The organism is Lysinibacillus fusiformis, assembly GCF_002845985.1.
GTDB lineage: Bacteria > Bacillota > Bacilli > Bacillales_A > Planococcaceae > Lysinibacillus > Lysinibacillus fusiformis_D.
This window is the reverse complement of sequence record NZ_PDFK01000005.1, coordinates 137459-155918: the sequence shown is the minus strand read 5'-3', so window position 1 is coordinate 155918 and position 18460 is coordinate 137459. Positions and strand designations below refer to the sequence as shown.

Genomic DNA, 18460 nt, shown 5'->3' with positions numbered 1-18460 from the left:
TTCTCCTTATCAACGCTTTTTCAATGTAAATACATTTTACAACGAAAGAATGGATTGTCAATAAATTTCTCTTTATTGGGCAAATTTTTCTACGCGGTCAATTGTTTTCTCTTTACCAATTAAACAAATCGCATTTGGTAACTCTGGTCCATGCGTTTCACCTGTTGTTACAACACGAATTGGCATAAATAGATTTTTACCTTTATGACCTGTTGCTTTTTGCACAGCTTTAATAGCAGCTTTTACTGCATCTGGTGTAAATTCTTCTAATTGCTCAAGCTCTGCTTTAAATGCTGCCATTACTTCAGGCACTTGCTCTCCCGCTAAAACCTCTTTTGCTTCTTCATCATATTCAATATGGTCGTTAAAGAATAGGCTAGATAACTCCACAATCTCTGCCCCAAAGCTCATTTGATCGTGATAAAGTGCGATTAAATCCGTCGCCCATGCATATTGCTCTGCCGTAAGTTCTTCAGGTAATAGCTCTGCTTTTTGCAAGTGTGGTAAAGACAATGCTACGACTTCTTCTAAAGATAGTTTTTTAATATATTGATTATTCATCCATGTCAGCTTTTGCTTATCGAACATAGATGGTGATTTAGAAAGACGTTTTTCATCAAAGATTTTAATAAACTCTTCTTTCGAGAAGATCTCTTCTTCCCCTTCTGGAGACCATCCAAGTAGCGCAAAGAAGTTGAACATTGCTTCAGGAAGATATCCTAAATCTTTATATTGCGTGACAAATTGAATAATTGATTCATCACGTTTAGATAGCTTTTTACGATTTTCATTAATAATTAATGTCATATGACCGAAGCGTGGATATTCCCAGCCAAATGCATCAAAAATCATCATTTGTTTTGGCGTATTCGATAAATGCTCTTCTCCACGGAAAACATGCGAGATTTCCATAAAGTGATCGTCTAGCACAACCGCATAGTTATATGTTGGAATACCATTTGCTTTTACAAGTACCCAATCACCAATGTCTTTAGATTCAAATGTAACTGGTCCACGAACTAAATCTTCAAACTCATAAGTTACATTTTCAGGAACACGCATACGGATTGTATATGGCTCGCCCGCTGCTTCTTTAGCTGCGACTTCCTCTGCTGATAAGTGACGACATGTCCCATCATAAGTAGGGGCCGCTACACCCCTTGCTTTTTGTTCTTCACGTGATGCTTCAAGCTTTTCTGATGAGCAGAAACATTTGTAAGCGACACCTTGTTCTAATAATTTCTCAGCGTGCTCTTTATAAATATCAAGACGTTCCATTTGACGATAAGGCGCATAAGGTCCACCAATATCAATGGACTCATCATATTCAATACCTAACCATTTTAGGTTATCTAGCTGAGATGCTTCTCCGCCCTCTACATTACGTTCAATATCCGTATCTTCAATACGTACAATGAATTTACCGTTATGATGTTTTGCATATAAATAATTGAATAATGCTGTACGCGCTCCACCTATATGTAAAAAACCTGTTGGAGATGGCGCGTATCGAACGCGAACTTCTTTCGTCATATTAAAAGCCTCCTAAATTTTCGATCAAAAAATTGACTTTGTTCATTTTACCACTCTGTTACAGGAAATAAAAGCGGAGTTCATCCGCATTTATTTCTTCACCAATAGAATTGTGGCCATAGCCGCTATACCTTCCTCACGACCTGTAAAACCTAAACGTTCAGTTGTCGTTGCCTTTACATTGACTTGAGACGGCTCTGCATGAAGCAATTCAGCGATGCGATTTTGCATCTGTTCAATATAAGGCGCCATTTTGGGACGCTGTGCCATAATTGTACAATCTACATTCCCTAGCACATAGCCTTTGTCCTCAACAATTTTCCAAATATACGCTAATAGTTTTGCTGAATCAGCGTCTTTAAAGGCTGGGTCCGTATCTGGAAAATGGCGGCCGATATCTCCTTCTCCAATTGCCCCTAGAGCTGCATCCGTAACCGTGTGTAAAAGAACATCTGCATCAGAATGCCCTACTAGCCCTTTTTCATGCGGAATCGTGATACCGCCAATAATTAATGGACGACCTTCTTCAAATGCATGTACGTCAAAACCTTGTCCAATTCGAAACATATGATAGAGAGACTACTTTAGCAAAACATGTGGATCAAACCAGCTCCTTGCCTGCTGTAAGCGCAGTCTCATTCACCTTCTTTCACTTTTATATTTACTCACTATTATACCCTCACATTTTAACATATTTCCTAGGAAATTGAGCTGATAGCAAATAGTGAGCATTTCCCTTACTTACATCTCAGCATAAGTTTGTGTCTTGCTCTATAAACATTGGTTAAATCAAGATAAAATCCCATTAGCAACAATCGCCAATGAGATTTTTAGATTACTATTCGTTTATTTGCAATGCTCGTTTACGTAAAATAGCCTCACCAAATATTAAATCGTCCTGTGTCGTCATTTTGACATTTTCATAGCTACTTTCTACAATATGCACTGCATGTCCTAAGCGTTCGACTAGCATGGCTTCATCTGTACCAAGAAAGCCCACCTTCTCAGCAACATCCTCTGCCTCCACAATTAAATCAAATTGGAAGGCTTGTGGCGTTTGAATCATCCATAAGCTATCACGATCGACTGTTTCTTCGATAATACCATTGCGAACCTTTTTCATTGTATCCTTCGCTCGAACCCCTGCAATAGCTGCACCTGACTCATGAGCACTTTGTACAAGGCTGGCGATAATATCATGTGTAATAAAAGGTCGAGCTGCATCGTGAACAAGCACAATATCTACCTGCTGCATCTCTTTCATACATGAATGGACTGAATGCTGTCGCTCAGCACCGCCAGCAGGTAAGCCCTTCACTTTTGTAATTTCAAATTGCTCTAGCAATTCTTGAATATAAGTACGTTCTTCTGGTTTTACAGCCAGCCAAATACCAGTGCAAAAAGGATCTTGTTGAAACACTTCTAACGTGTGGATCAGAATAGGTTTCTCCAAAAGTTTTAAAAACAATTTATTTTGTCCCGCACCCATGCGTTTTCCGCTTCCTGCCGCAGGTAGTACTACTTCATACTGCATTTTCCCACATCCTAATCGTCCTTCGGCTTGGCAAATATCATTCGACCCGCTGATGTTTGCAGCACACTCGTTACTGTCACAGTAATGGCCTGTCCGATATAACTACGGCCACCTTCAACAACAATCATTGTTCCATCATCTAAATAGGCAACCCCTTGATTATGCTCTTTACCATCCTTGATGACCACAACCTGCATATCTTCACCTGGGATTACAACAGGCTTCACCGCATTCGCTAAATCATTAATATTTAATACTTTCACATGATGGAGCTCACAGACTTTATTCAAGTTAAAATCATTTGTGACAATCTGTGTGTCATTCCCCATTTTCTTTGCAAGACGTACAAGCTTTAAATCCACCTCTTGCACATCCTCAAAATCCTCATCCGTAATTTCCACTTTTGTCTTACGTTCATCTTGTAATTTTCTTAAAATATCTAATCCACGACGTCCTCTTGTACGTTTTAACGTATCGGAAGAATCGGCAATATGCTGCAGCTCTGTAAGGACAAATTGAGGTACGACTAAGACTCCTTCTATGAAGCCAGTTCCAGAAATATCAGCAATACGACCATCGATAATAACGCTCGTATCTAACAGCTTATAACTCCCTCGTATTTCTTGAATTTCAGCACCTTCAGCAGCCTTTTTCTTTGTATTATTACTACGTAAAGTAAAAAGCTGTATTAATTCATCTCTTTTTCTAAAACCTAAACGGAACCCTAAATAACCTAATACAAATGACAGAATAATAGGGAGTACTTCTGTAATTACAGGGAATTGCACACTATCGATGGCGAAGCCTAAAAAATAAGCTACAATCAGTCCCATGATTAAACCAAGCGTACCAAAAAATAAATCACCGATAGGCACCTTAAACAGGACCTCTTCCATCCAGCTAATGAGCTTCACAAAATAATCGGAAAATGCAAAAGACAGTGTAAATAGTAAAAGCGCGCCTAATGCTACTGATACATAAGGATTATCTAGCCAAGGATTAGATGATAAATGAAGCAATTCGTATAATGGCGGTAAGAAAACAAGGCCCAATGCTCCTCCAATCAGTAAAAAGGCAATTTGAACAAATTTTTTCACAAGCTGTCACCTCCTATTGTTAGTTAAGATTATACATAGTTTACTGTAGAAAATCCTTCATGAGCTCATCAAATTATCATTATTTTTGATGTTCATTCACAGGGATAAATCATTTAGACATCATTCTTTCCAACCTCTATCTTACTGTGTTTTCGATGACACTCTTGCATGACTTTATCCTGCTATTATCTAGGACGCCTATCCCCTTACTTGAGTTTCCGATTTTAACGTTAAAAATGACGGAAAATGCATGTCAGAATGGTATCCAACATGCACAATTTCCCTTTACAACTCTCTAAAGCATGCATTTAATGCATCTTTGATCGTTTCTACTCCAACTATTTCTATTCCCTGTGGAAAATCCCAACCACCAATATTGGAGGCAGGTATGAAAGCTCTTTTAAACCCAAGCTTTGCCGCTTCAATAACACGCTGTTCAATCCGTGATACTCGACGTACCTCACCTGTCAGCCCTACTTCACCAATAAAGCAGTCCGTTGCTCGCACAGCTTGATCTTTAAAGCTTGAGACAATACTTGTCAACACCGCTAAATCAATTGCTGGCTCATCCAATTTGACACCACCAGCCACTTTAATATATGCGTCCTGAGCTTGTAGCATGAGGCCCATCCGTTTTTCTAGCACTGCCATTAGCAATTGCACTCGGTTTTGATCGACACCAGTTGCCATACGTTTAGGGTAATTAAAGCTTGTAGGTGTTACTAAAGATTGAATTTCAACAAGGATGGGTCTTGTCCCCTCCATGGATGCAACAATAGTGGATCCCGCTGCTCCTTGTGACCGCTCCTGCAAAAATAATTCAGAAGGATTCAGCACTTCCTTTAATCCCCCTTGAAGCATTTCAAATATCGCAATTTCATTGGTAGAGCCGAAGCGGTTTTTTTGGCTGCGTAGAATACGATGATTATGATGTCTTTCTCCTTCAAAATATAACACTGTATCAACCATATGCTCTAAAATACGAGGTCCGGCAATTTGCCCCTCTTTTGTTACATGCCCGACCAAGAAAATAGCAATGCCTTTTGTCTTGGCGATTCGCATCAGTTCTGCCGTACATTCACGAACTTGCGATACACTACCTGGTGCACTTGTTACTTCTGGATGAAAGACGGTTTGTATGGAATCGACAATGACAAATTTCGGTTGTACTTCATCAATGGTTTGGTTTAAAAATTCGAGATTCGTCTCGGAATATATGTAAAGCTCTTGAGAAACCACTCCTAGACGCTCTGCTCGTAATTTTGTTTGACGAATGGACTCCTCTCCAGAAATATAAAGCACACGATGCCCTTTATTCGAAAGTAATGCTGAAACTTGTAGTAATAGTGTAGATTTCCCAATCCCCGGATCTCCCCCGATTAATACGAGCGAACCGGGTACAATACCACCACCCAATACGCGATTCAGTTCGCCCATTTCCGTCGCTACACGGGATTCTTCAGTCGCTTCGACCTGAATAATTGGGAGAGCCTTTTGGGTAACTGTAGCAGAATGCTGGAATGCTCCTCGTGGTCCCTTTGCGACCATCTCAACTTCTTCCACCATCTTATTCCATTCTCCACACCCTGGACATCTTCCCATCCATTTTGCAGTTTCATAGCCACAGCCTGAACATACAAACTTTGTTTTTTTCTTTGCCAAATTGCTTTCACCTCGAATATTTGTTCTTATCATTAATTGTACAGAAAAAAAGACAGCTTGGCACTTAAAGCCTCGCTGTCTTTGCATAAAATTATTTAGAGATGGATACTCCCTCTTTTTTCTTTACAATAAACTCACCGTCTACATAATCAATGATTACCTGATTACCTTTCTCTACATTACCTTTCAGCAATTCTTCTGATAATCGATCCTCTACTTGTTTTTGTAATGCACGGCGTAACGGACGAGCACCATATTGAGGGTCATAGCCTTCCTCAGCAATTTTCTCAAGTGCTGCATCAGTTAGCTCCAACGAAATATCTTGCTCTTTTAAGCGTTTTGTTAGTGCATTGCCCATCATTGCAATGATTTCTTTTAAATGCTCTTTATCTAATGCGTGGAAGACAATCATTTCATCGATACGGTTTAAGAACTCTGGACGGAATGCCTTTTTCAATTCTTCTAGCATCGTACCCTTCATATCTTTATGCTTAGATTCTGCTCCACCTACATTGAAACCAAGGCTCTTTTGATATTTTAAAGCATCGGCACCAACGTTTGAAGTCATAATGACTACTGTATTACGGAAGTCTACTACACGGCCCTTAGAATCTGTTAAACGGCCATCTTCAAGAACTTGCAGTAGAATATTGAAAACATCTGGATGTGCTTTTTCAATTTCATCTAATAATACAACCGAGTATGGTTTACGGCGAACCTTTTCAGTCAATTGACCACCATCATCAAAGCCCACATAGCCTGGAGGTGAACCTACTAAACGAGAAGTCGAATGCTTCTCCATGTACTCAGACATATCGACACGAATCATCGCATCTTCATCGCCAAACATCACTTCAGCAAGTGCTCTTGCCAACTCTGTTTTACCTACACCTGTAGGTCCTAAGAAAATGAATGAGCCGATTGGTCGTTTTGGATCTTTTAAGCCTGCTCTTGCACGACGGATCGCACGAGAAATCGCTTCTACCGCTTCTCCTTGCCCTACTACACGTTTGTGTAACTCTTCTTCAAGTTGTAATAACTTCGAAGATTCCTCGGAAGCAATTTTAGCTACTGGGATTCCTGTCCACATTGATACAACTGCTGCAACATCATCCACAGTCACTTTAGATTCCGCTTTGCCTTGCTCTTCTTTCCAATTTTTTCGTGTAGCTTCAATTTCATCTTTCAGCTTTTGCTCTGTGTCTCTTAGAGAGGCTGCCTTTTCAAATTCTTGGCCTGATACGGCTGCATTTTTTTCAGAGCGCACATTTTCAAGTTTATCTTCAAGTGCCTTTAAGTTTGGTGGCACTGCAAATGAACGTAAGCGGACTTTAGAACCTGCCTCGTCGATTAAGTCAATTGCTTTATCTGGTAAGAATCGGTCTGAAATATATCTGTCACTCATTTTAGCCGCTGCTTCAATCGCTTCATCTGTAATTTTTACACGGTGATGCGCTTCATAACGGTCACGTAAGCCTTGAATAATTAGAATCGCTTCTTCCACTGTTGGTTCATCCACTTGGATTGGTTGGAAGCGACGCTCTAATGCTGCATCCTTTTCAATATATTTGCGGTACTCGTCTAATGTTGTTGCACCAATACATTGAAGCTCACCGCGTGCTAAAGATGGTTTTAAAATATTGGAGGCATCAATCGCACCTTCTGCACCACCTGCACCGATTAATGTATGCAATTCATCGATGAATAAAATGATGTTGCCGGCTTGGCGAATTTCATCCATCACCTTTTTCAAACGATCTTCAAATTCACCACGATATTTAGTACCTGCAACAACCGTCCCCATATCTAAAGTCATGACACGTTTGTCACGTAGGATTTCTGGTACTTCATTATGGATAATTTGCTGTGCTAACCCTTCAGCAATCGCTGTTTTACCAACACCTGGCTCACCAATCAATACAGGGTTATTTTTCGTACGACGCGATAACACTTCAATCACACGTGTAATTTCCTTGCTTCGACCAATAACAGGGTCCAATGTGCCTTCACGTGCAATTTGTGTTAAATCACGCGCTAGGCTATCTAAAGTTGGGGTATTGGCAGCTTGAGCTGCTTGTTGCCCAGATTGTGCATTATCGTTGTTACCTAATAGCAATAATACTTGCTGACGTGCTTTATTTAAGCCGACACCCGCATTGTTTAAGACGCGAGCTGCCACGCCTTCACCTTCACGAATAAGCGCTAATAATAAGTGCTCTGTGCCGATATACGAGTGACCTAATTTACGTGATTCATCCACAGATAGTTCAATTACTTTCTTAGCTCTTGGCGTATAGTGAACAATTGGGCCGACATCTTCTTTACCTTTACCAACTAATTCCTCAATACCAGCTTCAATCATTTGAGGACTAATATCAATGGCTTCTAACGCTTTCGCAGCAATACCGCCGCCTTCACGTATAAGCCCTAATAGAATGTGCTCTGTTCCAATAGATTCGTGCTTCCAACGAATAGCCTCTTCCTGAGCAAGCTGTAATACTTTTTGCGCGCGTTGTGTAAAACGATTAAACATCATATAAATCCTCTCCTTTTTCCCCATTTATAGGCTTATTCGCATATTCTTGAGATAATGCCTCACGGAGCATTTCCGCTCGGACACGATCCCGTTCAGCAGGGGGCAGTGCCTCACCTGCATAGTGCTGTAAAAAACCTGGTTGCATACTAACAACACATTCATTTAAGGTTGTTGCTTGAATCCCATCAATTAACTGTAGATCTACTCCTAAACGAACATTAGATAGACAGGTAGCGGCTTCCTCACTTGTTAGAATTCTCGCATGTGTAAGGGTACCTAAAGCCCGATATACTCTATCTTCTAGAGCAAGCTCTGCCTTTTCCATCAACTTCCCTCTTGCGTGTCGCTCTTTTTGGATAATCTTTTCAGCGACACTTTGTATGTCTGCTAAAATGTCTTCTTCTGTCTTCCCAAGTGTAATTTGATTCGACACTTGATAAACATTTCCTAAATTTTCGCTGCCTTCCCCATATATACCTCTTACAGTCATTCCTAAGCGAGTCATGGCATTAATAATTTGATTCATTTGCCCGGTTAATGTCAGTGCGGGTAGATGCATCATGACCGATGCGCGAAGACCCGTGCCAATATTTGTCGGACAACTTGTTAAATAGCCAAAAGTATCTCGAAAGGCATACGGTAATACTTTCTCTAGGATACGATCAATTTTATTTGCTTGTTCATAGGCACTTTGAAGTTGAAAGCTTGCTGTCATACATTGAATGCGTAAATGATCCTCTTCATTCACCATAATGCTAACGGATTCATCTTCAGAAAGAAGTATGGAGCCTACTTGCTCTTTTTTAGCAAGCTGTGGACTAATCAAATGCTTTTCTACAAGAATTTGACGCTGTAGAGGCGTTAAATCCTTAATAGCAAAATAAGCATAATCATTTTGAAGCGTTGGGCTATCACTTAGTGCATGTGTAACTGCCTGTTCCACCTGCAGTGCCTCATTCTCTGAGAAAGCTAATGGAAATCGATAGCCATCTAAATTTCGAGCAAGGCGAATACGTGTACTAATGACAATATCTGAATAATCATCCTTGATATGCATCCACGTTGGGGTCGCACGCTCTAAAAATGAATCAATCATCATGACACATCACCACCTTCAAATTGTAGATGCTTCTCTAGCTCTTTAACTTCATCACGGAGCTTCGCCGCCTCCTCAAATTGTTCTTCTGCTACAGCGGCCTTCATACGCTTGCGGATATCCTCTATTTGCTTTTTAATGACATACACATTACTGCGAGCACCAGGCATTTTACCAATGTGTTGAGGGCCTGCCTGTATGCGATTAAAGAGCTTAGGCAAATGCTCACTAAAGGTGTCATAACAGCTCGGGCATCCAAATTTACCTTCTTTTAAAAATTGTTTATACGAAAATCCACATTGTGGGCATGTTTGCTGTTGTGGTTGAACTTGTTGTTTTTCCCCCACCTTTTGCCATGTAGGCGAGCCGAACCAGTTCGACAATAGCTGTTGAATAGACACTGGCTCTTGTTTAAACTCTGCATGAAATGGATGGAACTGTGAGGCGCAGACGTCACAATAATGGTGCTCCACCTTTTGCCCATTTTGAACTTGTGTTACTGTAACTGTCGCATTACGTTGTTTACAATGTTCGCATATCATTTCCATCACCTCACTATTTTTGCTGTTCATATTTGATTGTTGTCAGCATTGCTCGCAAGATCTTTGCTCGAATAGTATCTCTTAAAGGGAGATGTAAATCGATTGTGGAGCGATCAATTGCTGCTAACATTAATTTCGCTTCTCGTTTTGAAATTACCTGCTCATCGATGAGCCGATATACTAAATCTTCTGCCATCGTTTGAGATGCTCCACCTTCTATTTGTCTGAGAACATCGTCGATTAAATCAATCTGTGAATGCGCGCGGACACGTAAAATTCGTATGTACCCACCACCACCACGTTTGCTCTCAACAAGGTAACCTCGCTCGGCAGTAAATCTTGTATTAATTACATAATTTATTTGTGATGGCACACATTGAAATTTATCAGCAATCTCACTCCGTTTAATTTCAATATGCCCTTCTCCACCTAATTCAAGTACTTGCTTTAAGTAACCTTCTATGATGTCTGATATATTACGCATTTTAGGAATACACCTCGCTTGCTTCACTGACTTTGACTATCTTTGACTTTCTTTTAGTATATTATACAAAACGCTTCAAAAAAATTGCAATGATTTCGCCCATAGAAAAGTGAAAAGTCTTAAAGTGCCTATTTTAGTACAAAAAACAGTACTTTTTCAGTCAAATCTGCGCGGGTTATAATTTGCTCATATACCTAATGTACCCTTATTAGTCATAGAAAAAACGCAAGCATATGCAACTAGCATATACTTGCGTCTATGAAAATTATACCCAACGACCAACAATTGGATAACGCCAAGGCTCATCAGACAATGCTTTTACGATACCGATAATTGGTACAACAAATAACATGATGCCGAAAATGATTAAAAACGGTAACCCAATAAGCACAAAACTTAAAACAACTGAGATAGCGATTAAAATACCCATAACAATTTGGAAGAGCAATGCTTGAATAGAAATCGCCTTCACTTCCTCATCCGAACTAATTAAGAAGAAAATAATAGGTACTAACCATGGCGCAAAAAATGCACTTGCGTGTATGATTACTTTAGACCATTTAGTCTCCATATATATCAACCCTTTCTTTGTACTTTGTCTATGTTTTATGTACTACTATTTACGGAACTATACCCGTAATAGTTTCACATTAAATAAGATTTATTAAAATTTTTTTGGAAGGCTGTGATGAGAGATGGAATTTAACAACACATTAGCAAACGAATATGAAAAGGGTATTCGTCGTACATTGCCAAGCTATGATCCCATGCTACGTTTAATACAAACCTTTTATCATTCCACACTCCCAGATAAAGCTGATATGTTAATTGTGGGTGCAGGAAGCGGCAATGAAATTTTACAGCTTGCAGATGGAAGGCCCGACTGGTCATTCACAGGTATTGATCCATCAGAGTCCATGCTCAGCATAGCAAAGGAACGTCTACACACTCTACCCAATACGCTGTCTTTCCACCAAGGAACAATACTAGATACTCAATTACCCTCCATAAAATACGATGCAGCAAGTTGTGTTCTCGTTCTGCATTTTATTCTGGGTTATGAAGAAAAGCTATCTACATTAGAAGAAATCGCAAGACATTTAAAGCCTGGAGCACCGTTTGTCCTTGTCTCAAAATATGGTCAGCCCGGCTCTTTAGAAACTGAACTACAATTTGATTTATGGCGTTCCTATTGGCTACAACATACAAAGCTTTCTGCATCTGATGTAGCAGAGATGGAAAAATCCATTCGCTCCCTTTCGTTTATGCGTGAAGAGGATATTTTAACACTGCTACAAAAGGCGGGCTTTACAAAACCTTCTAGATTTTTTGCCACTACTTTATTTGCTGGTTGGGTATGCTTTAAAGAGGGGCACTAAATAAATATTTTGTAGTAAATAATTTGAGGTGAAAACCGTGATAAGCACCATTGGTATTACAAAACAACAACAATTACTAAGAGATTTTCCATTGGAAGTTATACATCAGCAAGAATTTGAATGGTATTGGGTTGATTTTAATTGCCCTACAGCCGAAGAAGAATCATTATTAGATACATTTTTCCATTTCCATCCGCTTGCTATTGAAGATTGCTTAATGCGATTACAGCGCCCAAAGCTCGATTTCTATGATGATTTTCATTTCTTTGTTATTCATCGAGTAAACGAAGAGAACCTTGCTGCAGAAGAGGTTAATATTTTTGCCTCCAATAAATTTATTGTGACGTTCCATAAAAACCCTGTTCCTGAAATAGATAAGGTACAAAAGATACTAGCAAGCCAACCAAAGAATTGGGAACGGGGGACGGTTTATTTAACATATCAAACAATTGATAAAATCGTGGATAGCTATTTCCCTCTTGTTTATAAAATTGAAGATCATCTTAATGCACTTGAAGGCGAACTTACATACCAAAGCAACGTAAATGCCATGAAGATTGTCTTCGAATTCCGTAGCGATTTGCTTGACCTTAGACGCACTATTTTACCGATGCGAGATCTTTTATATCGAATTCTTAATTCTTACCGTTTTTCTTTAAACAAATCAGAAAGAGCTTATTTCGGGGATATATACGACCATCTCATTAAACTAACTGAAATGGTTGAATCCAATCGAGAATTGACAGCGGATATGCGCGATAGCTATATGGCTATGAGCTCAAGTCGCATGAACGGCATTATGATGACTTTAACCATTGTATCAACTATCTTTATTCCCCTTACTTTTATTGCTGGTGTATATGGCATGAACTTTGATAACATGCCTGAGCTTCATGGCCATTACAGCTATTTTATTGTACTAGGCTCCATGATTATTATTGCGATCTTTATGCTAGCCATCTTTAAACATAAAGGCTGGTTTAAATTATTTAAACCATAAAAAAAGCTGCTCGTTTTGTCATGAAACGAGCAGTCTCCTTTTTCAAGAAGTTAATAGGGTCCCCTATCATCAATTTTATTATCACCTTGCTGCGGAAATAAAAAGTATGCTAATACGCCTGATCCCAAAGTTGCACAGATTGTAATTAATAATCGCTCAACAGAGGGTACCTCAGCATAATAGTTTCGTAACATATAAACAGAGCCAATTGCGACAATAACCATGACTGGGATGACAAATTTAAAACGCTTTTTCTCCATATAATACCTCCTCTAATCCTTTTTTACGTACAATCTCTATCTTGCTAAACAGTTCGTATTTTACAGGTTTCCTATTTTAAATACAAATTTACTTCGCTTCACTAATTGAACTGACAATAAAGTAAAAAAATAAAGAAATAGCCAAATTTTCAACCAAATATTCAGCAAATAATAGTAAAATAGATTTAATACCAATTATTTATCAAATTTACAAACCTAACAAATTTCAAAAGGCTTTTTTACTTACAATTTATTATAGATATTAGGAATGGAGCAAATAATAATGAGTTGGTTTTCCAAAAACAGTAGTGCTAACTATTCAATTACATTAACACCTGAAAATTTTAAGAATGATGTACGACTAGATGTATCGAACTACCCAAATCTTCAAAAACAATTGCAACTTTTAAATTTAACAGTAGACGATTTAGCAATCATTAAACAACTACAACCGCTTGCAAAGGATCTCATCCCTGCAATGGTGGAGCAATTTTATGCTGCCATTAGTTTGAGCCAAGATCTAATCGATATTATTAATAGAACATCACATATTGACCGTTTGAAAATTACATTACATAAACATTTAAGTGATATTTTTGAGAGTCATATAAATGATGCCTACATTGCCGAAAGAAAGGCAATTGCTGAGACTCACGTGCGAATTGGTTTACAATCCAAATGGTATATTGCCTCATTCCAATCACTCACTTCTACATTTACAAATTTTGTGAGCGAGGTGGACATCTCAAAACAAGATGCCATTCGTGCCATAAATGCTTTTTGTAAAATCATTAATTTCGAGCAACAGCTTGTGATTGAGGCCTATGAAAATGAAGAAGAACGTATTCGCTCAGTGGCTGATGCAACAAAAAACTCTCTTGTTACAACCATTCAGAGTACAGCAGAGGAGCTCAACTCTATTAGTGAAGAAACAGCAGCATCACTATTGGTTATTTCCTCGCAGACAGATGATATTGCTGTGGCGACAAAGCAAGGATTAAGCTTCGTAGCAGATACCCAAGAAAAATCAAGACGTGGTCAACTGCAGCTTAAAGAACAAAATGATTTAATCCAAGTCATTTTACAAAGTGTCAACAGTCTGGAGGTAACGATGAATCAGCTACGTACCTCTTCTCAGAAAATTTCTGAGATTGTTGGACTTGTTACAGGTATTGCTGATCAAACCAATTTATTAGCCTTAAATGCTTCCATCGAGGCTGCTCGAGCTGGAGAACATGGGAAAGGTTTCGCGGTGGTGGCTGAGGAAGTACGCAAGCTTGCTGAGGAAACAAAAAATGCCGTACAAAATGTTTCACACCTCATTAAAGAAACAGAAAGCAATATTACAACGATGGCCAATTCCGTTCTTAATGTGGATCAAAAAATTCAGCACAGTGTCAATACACAAGAGAATTTATCCAAGTCATTTAATGATATTGCCGATGCTGTTTCTGGCATTCAACAGCAATATGTCAACACATCAAGAGATATTTCAGCCATCTCTAATCTAATTACTGAATTATCACAGGGAGCTACGCTCGTTTCTTCTTCTTCTGACTCTCTTATTAATGTAGTTAATGAACTAAATATGTAAAATGAAAGGGAAATTCACTTTTAAAAGCGAATTCCCCTTTTCCTTAATGTGGTAATGCACGTTTTTGCTTACGGTGCTCTCGTCTTGCTGGCCCTGTTTCAAACAAACGTTTTTCTTCATCTGTTTCAGGATAAATCGCAGGAACTGGTACTGGTTTCCCTTCCTCATTTACTGCAACCATCGTAACAAAGGATTCTGTCGTTAATTTTTCCTCGCCAGTCTCAATATTACGAGAAACAACACGAACGTAAACTTCCATAGAAGAACGTCCTGTAGACGAAACAATACTCTCGATTTCAAGAATATCCCCTACATGTGCAGCCGATAAAAAATCAACTGAATCGATAGAGGCTGTAACTACGAGTCCCTTCGCATGTTTCATTGCTGTAATAGCAGCGATTTCATCAATATAAGCTAACACTCTTCCACCAAAAATAGAATTGTGATTATTTGTGTCTGGGGGTAATACGAGACGCGATTGAACCGTACGTGATTGGCTCATTGGTACAGCGTTGTTTGGCATAATACTTGCAACTTCCCTTCATGTAATGTTCTTTCGTCATCGTATCGCAGAAAAAGAGCTGATGCAAATTTAGAACGATTTTTTCATCGAAATAAATTTCATATCGCTCATTTCCTCAATGGCCCACTTAATTCCTTCTCGTCCATAACCACTCATCTTCACACCACCATATGGCATGTTATCTACCCTGAATGTCGGAATATCATTAATAATGACAGCACCAGCCTGTAATTCGTCTGCAGCATATAAGGCATCTGACAATATATTCGTGTAAATACCCGCATTTAGACCAAGGTCCGACTCGTTCACAAGTCGAATCGCGTCGTCTAATGTTTCATATGAAACAATTGAGACGATTGGTGCGAATGTTTCCTGACAAACAATTTTCATGTCAGCTGTTACATTCGTCATAACTGTTGGTGTTAGAGTACGTTCTGTAAATTCGCCACCTGTTGCAATAACAGCCCCTTGTTCCCGTGCTTCCTCAACCCACGCTCGGATACGTTCTACCTCATTTGGATTAATCATGGCACTGACATCTGTCTTTGTATCTAACGGATCTCCTACTATAAGTTTTTTCGTTTCTTCAACGAATGCTTCAGTAAATTCATCAATGATGGACGAATGCACATAAACACGCTGTAACGAAATACATACTTGTCCAGCAAAGTTGAAAGCACCGCTTACGCAACGACTGACAATTTCATGAATTGGCGTCGATGGTTCGACAATCACGGCTGCATTAGAACCTAGCTCTAACGTTACTTTACGCAAACCGACCTTTTCTTTAATGCTCAAACCAACTTTACTACTGCCTGTAAAGGTTACTTTTTTGACGTATGGATGCGTAACAAGTGTATCACTAAGCTCGCCACCACTTCCTGTTACGATCTGTAACGCGCCATCAGGTAATCCTGCTTCACGGAAAATTTCAGCCATCACAATAGCACTTAACGGCGTTTGTGTTGCTGGCTTTAATACAACCGTATTACCTACTGCAAATGCTGGGCCTAATTTATGTGCCACTAAATTGAACGGAAAATTAAACGGCGTAATGGCTGAGATTACACCCAATGGTTCTCGTTTTGTCCAGCCTATACGATCTCCAGCTCCAGGTGCTGCATCCATCGGAACAGTCTCACCTTTAGACTGTTTAGCTCCCTCTGCCGCAAATTGATAGGTTGCGATTGTACGGTCAATTTCGGCTAATCCTGCCACTATAGGCTTCCCTGCCTCTAATGCTAAAATTTCGGCAAATTCTTCTTTACGTTGTCGCATAATCTCAACAACTTTATATAATATTTCGGCACGTTCGTAGGCTGTAGTCTTTTTAAACGATTGGAATGCCTGCTGTGCACCTTCGATTGCTCTCTCTACATCTTGTATCGATGCTTTTGCTACCTGAGCAATAACCTCACCACTATACGGAGATGTTAGCTCATAGCTTTCCTTGGCATCTTGCCACTGACCATTCATCCATAGTTTTGTTTCCTTCATCCTTCAAATGCACCTCCAAATAATCAAGTTCTCCTTTATTCTATCATGAAGAACTTGAACTTGATGCAATAGCAGCTGCACTAACCGCAGCTATCATCGCTGCTTGCTGTGCTTGGATTAATAATTCAATGGAAGACATAATGGTCATGGACAAAGATTTTTGCACCTTCGCCATATCATAAATAGCGATTTGTACAGCCATAAAAAGAACAAATTCACGGTGCCATTTTAATAATTTCAAGTCCTTTAATTCTTGATATAAATCAATAATATCTTGAAGCTGTGCTTTAGTAAGACTTAGTATGGCTAAAAAGCCGAGTAAAGGATAATGCATAGCCTTGACCTTTACATTTTGGTTTTTGAGTGTATCACGGAGTGCCACAATATTTGGTACTAGGTTAACATCAAATTGTGGGGATAAAAATGTTAATACCTGTGATAGCCACTGTAGTTCATTACCAGCATTAAAATTATATGTTCGTAGTTCTTTATAATATCGATTCATTGTTTCTGCCCGTAGCTCAACATCATCAGATGGACTACTCAATAACACTGCATAAGGAATGTCCTCATAAGATGTTAAAAATGGATGATGTTTACGAATAGCATCGAATAAAGCTCTAGCTGCCTGTGCATGTGCTTTTTTATTTTGTTCATCCTCAGTCAAAAACTGTGCTCCGATATAGCTGAAATTGCCGCTTCTAAATTTTGCTTCCTTCAAGATACTCACATTTGTAAGTAAATCCTTGACTGCCTTTTCAGTATCTTCTTGCTCCAATAAATTGGCGGCAATACTATATCCAACTGTTGTTCGTAAAGGGGACATCCACGAGGATTGCTTCTTCATCTCTTGCAAAACATTTTTATATCTTATTGCATCAAAAGTTTTTCCTGACGCTACAAATTTACTAGCAATTGCTAAAACAATTTTACGATCGACTGTCCAACCGGCAGCCTTTGATACATCCTCAACTGTATTTATAAGTTCATTTTCAATCAGCGCGTAATCCATATTTAGCACACTCCTTTACCCATTTTACGTGACAATCTGTGCGAAAGATTCAATCCTCTTTGTAACAATTAACATAAAAAGTAAACTTAATTTAATGTATGTTACTTCATTTATCTGATTTAATAGGAAATATTAACAACTATCAAAAGGAGGTCTTGAGGATGATAGCAAAAACCACAAGAAAACTATTATTTACCGTCACCTTAAAGGATCGATTACATTTATTCCTATTTTTAAGAAATTCATCAACCAATATCGCTTTACATACTCTATTCCACAAAAATTAATATAAAAAACAGCGGCAAATTTTTCTGCCGCTGTACTATCCTTCATTTAAATTAACCCTAGTTCTCGTAACTCCTCAGATGTGAAGGCTCTTGACCTTGTTAGGAAACGTTTTCCCTCTACGCCCTCTAATGAGAACATGCCTCCTCTGCCCGCAACAACATCCAATATGATTTGTGTATGCTTCCAGTAATCATATTGATTTTTGTGCATGTAGAAAAGCGCACCACCAATCTCTCCAAGGCACACATCCTGATCTCCTAATAACAAATCACCTTCTGGATAGCACATTGGCGAGGAGCCATCACAGCATCCGCCGGACTGATGAAACATCACAGGTCCATGTTTATCTTTTAATAGATTGATTAGTGCCAGCGCTTCTTCTGTAGCTAGTACACGTTCAACCACGCTCATGCACCTCCCTAC

The 18460-nt window shown here is 39.1% G+C and carries 18 protein-coding genes and 1 other annotated feature (1 of these 19 only partly in view); of the genes, 3 read left to right on the top strand and 15 right to left on the bottom strand.

Annotated elements, in window-relative coordinates; genetic code table 11:
- Positions 1-22 (bottom strand) — a binding site (T-box leader); it reaches 198 nt to the left of the window's first position.
- 50 nt (positions 23-72) lie between these two features.
- The 10 genes from gltX to CRI88_RS16715 form a co-directional block, all read right to left on the bottom strand.
- The gene (gene gltX, locus CRI88_RS16760) at positions 73-1533 is read right to left on the bottom strand and encodes a glutamate--tRNA ligase (RefSeq protein ID WP_058845125.1); all 1461 of its coding nucleotides are present in this window, start codon (positions 1531-1533) and stop codon (positions 73-75) included.
- 90 nt (positions 1534-1623) lie between these two features.
- On the bottom strand, positions 1624-2100 hold the full coding sequence (gene ispF, locus CRI88_RS16755; protein WP_058845126.1) for a 2-C-methyl-D-erythritol 2,4-cyclodiphosphate synthase: 477 nt from the start codon (positions 2098-2100) through the stop codon (positions 1624-1626).
- A gap of 271 nt (positions 2101-2371) precedes the next feature.
- Positions 2372-3067: a 2-C-methyl-D-erythritol 4-phosphate cytidylyltransferase gene (ispD, locus tag CRI88_RS16750; RefSeq protein ID WP_058845127.1), complete on the bottom strand. Its 696-nt coding sequence runs from the start codon at positions 3065-3067 to the stop codon at positions 2372-2374.
- 11 nt (positions 3068-3078) lie between these two features.
- Positions 3079-4164, bottom strand: coding sequence for a PIN/TRAM domain-containing protein (locus tag CRI88_RS16745; protein ID WP_036123784.1), 1086 nt, complete (start codon positions 4162-4164; stop codon positions 3079-3081).
- Between the two features lie 285 nt (positions 4165-4449).
- Complete coding sequence (gene radA, locus CRI88_RS16740; protein WP_036123854.1) at positions 4450-5826, bottom strand: DNA repair protein RadA; 1377 nt, start codon at positions 5824-5826, stop codon at positions 4450-4452.
- A 91-nt stretch (positions 5827-5917) separates the two neighbouring features.
- A complete protein-coding gene (locus CRI88_RS16735) occupies positions 5918-8362 on the bottom strand; it encodes an ATP-dependent Clp protease ATP-binding subunit (RefSeq protein WP_036123786.1) in 2445 nt (814 codons plus the stop codon).
- Positions 8352-9461, bottom strand: coding sequence for a protein-arginine kinase McsB (locus CRI88_RS16730; protein WP_036123789.1), 1110 nt, complete (start codon positions 9459-9461; stop codon positions 8352-8354). The genes CRI88_RS16735 and CRI88_RS16730 overlap by 11 nt, the downstream gene beginning before the upstream one ends.
- Positions 9458-10000, bottom strand: coding sequence for a UvrB/UvrC motif-containing protein (locus tag CRI88_RS16725; protein WP_036123855.1), 543 nt, complete (start codon positions 9998-10000; stop codon positions 9458-9460). Before CRI88_RS16725 ends, CRI88_RS16730 begins: the two co-directional genes overlap by 4 nt.
- A gap of 13 nt (positions 10001-10013) precedes the next feature.
- On the bottom strand, positions 10014-10484 hold the full coding sequence (locus tag CRI88_RS16720) for a CtsR family transcriptional regulator (protein WP_058845128.1): 471 nt from the start codon (positions 10482-10484) through the stop codon (positions 10014-10016).
- A 265-nt stretch (positions 10485-10749) separates the two neighbouring features.
- Positions 10750-11055 (bottom strand): DUF4870 domain-containing protein, encoded by a 306-nt coding sequence (locus tag CRI88_RS16715; RefSeq protein ID WP_036123796.1) that lies wholly within the window; start codon positions 11053-11055, stop codon positions 10750-10752.
- 124 nt (positions 11056-11179) lie between these two features.
- Between CRI88_RS16715 and CRI88_RS16710 the strand changes: the two genes are divergently transcribed.
- Together CRI88_RS16710 and corA are read left to right on the top strand one after the other, a co-directional pair.
- Positions 11180-11863, top strand: a complete 684-nt coding sequence (locus CRI88_RS16710) for a class I SAM-dependent methyltransferase (protein ID WP_101966875.1) — start codon at positions 11180-11182, stop codon at positions 11861-11863.
- A gap of 37 nt (positions 11864-11900) precedes the next feature.
- The gene (corA, locus tag CRI88_RS16705) at positions 11901-12863 is read left to right on the top strand and encodes a magnesium/cobalt transporter CorA (protein WP_101966874.1); all 963 of its coding nucleotides are present in this window, start codon (positions 11901-11903) and stop codon (positions 12861-12863) included.
- A gap of 50 nt (positions 12864-12913) precedes the next feature.
- On the opposite strand, the gene CRI88_RS16700 is transcribed toward corA, so the two are convergent.
- The gene (locus CRI88_RS16700) at positions 12914-13123 is read right to left on the bottom strand and encodes a hypothetical protein (protein WP_036123806.1); all 210 of its coding nucleotides are present in this window, start codon (positions 13121-13123) and stop codon (positions 12914-12916) included.
- A 283-nt stretch (positions 13124-13406) separates the two neighbouring features.
- Here CRI88_RS16700 and CRI88_RS23140 point away from each other — a divergent pair, with 283 nt between their 5' ends.
- Positions 13407-14717, top strand: coding sequence for a globin-coupled sensor protein (locus CRI88_RS23140; protein ID WP_036123811.1), 1311 nt, complete (start codon positions 13407-13409; stop codon positions 14715-14717).
- A gap of 43 nt (positions 14718-14760) precedes the next feature.
- Here the strand turns inward: CRI88_RS23140 and CRI88_RS16690 are convergent, their stop codons facing one another.
- From CRI88_RS16690 to CRI88_RS16675, 4 genes are all read right to left on the bottom strand, one after another.
- Complete coding sequence (locus CRI88_RS16690; RefSeq protein WP_016992152.1) at positions 14761-15240, bottom strand: acyl-CoA thioesterase; 480 nt, start codon at positions 15238-15240, stop codon at positions 14761-14763.
- 69 nt (positions 15241-15309) lie between these two features.
- Positions 15310-16737, bottom strand: coding sequence for an aldehyde dehydrogenase family protein (locus CRI88_RS16685; RefSeq protein ID WP_101966873.1), 1428 nt, complete (start codon positions 16735-16737; stop codon positions 15310-15312).
- 43 nt (positions 16738-16780) lie between these two features.
- The gene (locus CRI88_RS16680; RefSeq protein ID WP_101966872.1) at positions 16781-17749 is read right to left on the bottom strand and encodes a DUF4003 family protein; all 969 of its coding nucleotides are present in this window, start codon (positions 17747-17749) and stop codon (positions 16781-16783) included.
- 333 nt (positions 17750-18082) lie between these two features.
- The gene (locus CRI88_RS16675) at positions 18083-18442 is read right to left on the bottom strand and encodes a DUF779 domain-containing protein (protein ID WP_101966871.1); all 360 of its coding nucleotides are present in this window, start codon (positions 18440-18442) and stop codon (positions 18083-18085) included.
- Positions 18443-18460 lie beyond the last annotated feature (18 nt).

What these genes read in the sequence shown, in the direction of transcription:
- gltX (WP_058845125.1), bottom strand. Translation starts at nt 1,533, where the DNA reads ATGACGAAAGAAGTTCGCGTTCGATACGCGCCATCTCCAACAGGTTTT.
- ispF (WP_058845126.1), bottom strand. Translation starts at nt 2,100, where the DNA reads ATGTTTCGAATTGGACAAGGTTTTGACGTACATGCATTTGAAGAAGGT.
- ispD (WP_058845127.1), bottom strand. Translation starts at nt 3,067, where the DNA reads ATGCAGTATGAAGTAGTACTACCTGCGGCAGGAAGCGGAAAACGCATG.
- CRI88_RS16735 (WP_036123786.1), bottom strand. Translation starts at nt 8,362, where the DNA reads ATGATGTTTAATCGTTTTACACAACGCGCGCAAAAAGTATTACAGCTT.
- CRI88_RS16730 (WP_036123789.1), bottom strand. Translation starts at nt 9,461, where the DNA reads ATGATGATTGATTCATTTTTAGAGCGTGCGACCCCAACGTGGATGCAT.
- CRI88_RS16725 (WP_036123855.1), bottom strand. Translation starts at nt 10,000, where the DNA reads ATGATATGCGAACATTGTAAACAACGTAATGCGACAGTTACAGTAACA.
- CRI88_RS16720 (WP_058845128.1), bottom strand. Translation starts at nt 10,484, where the DNA reads ATGCGTAATATATCAGACATCATAGAAGGTTACTTAAAGCAAGTACTT.
- CRI88_RS16715 (WP_036123796.1), bottom strand. Translation starts at nt 11,055, where the DNA reads ATGGAGACTAAATGGTCTAAAGTAATCATACACGCAAGTGCATTTTTT.
- CRI88_RS16710 (WP_101966875.1), top strand. Translation starts at nt 11,180, where the DNA reads ATGGAATTTAACAACACATTAGCAAACGAATATGAAAAGGGTATTCGT.
- CRI88_RS16700 (WP_036123806.1), bottom strand. Translation starts at nt 13,123, where the DNA reads ATGGAGAAAAAGCGTTTTAAATTTGTCATCCCAGTCATGGTTATTGTC.
- CRI88_RS23140 (WP_036123811.1), top strand. Translation starts at nt 13,407, where the DNA reads ATGAGTTGGTTTTCCAAAAACAGTAGTGCTAACTATTCAATTACATTA.
- CRI88_RS16690 (WP_016992152.1), bottom strand. Translation starts at nt 15,240, where the DNA reads ATGCCAAACAACGCTGTACCAATGAGCCAATCACGTACGGTTCAATCG.
- CRI88_RS16685 (WP_101966873.1), bottom strand. Translation starts at nt 16,737, where the DNA reads ATGAAGGAAACAAAACTATGGATGAATGGTCAGTGGCAAGATGCCAAG.
- CRI88_RS16680 (WP_101966872.1), bottom strand. Translation starts at nt 17,749, where the DNA reads ATGGATTACGCGCTGATTGAAAATGAACTTATAAATACAGTTGAGGAT.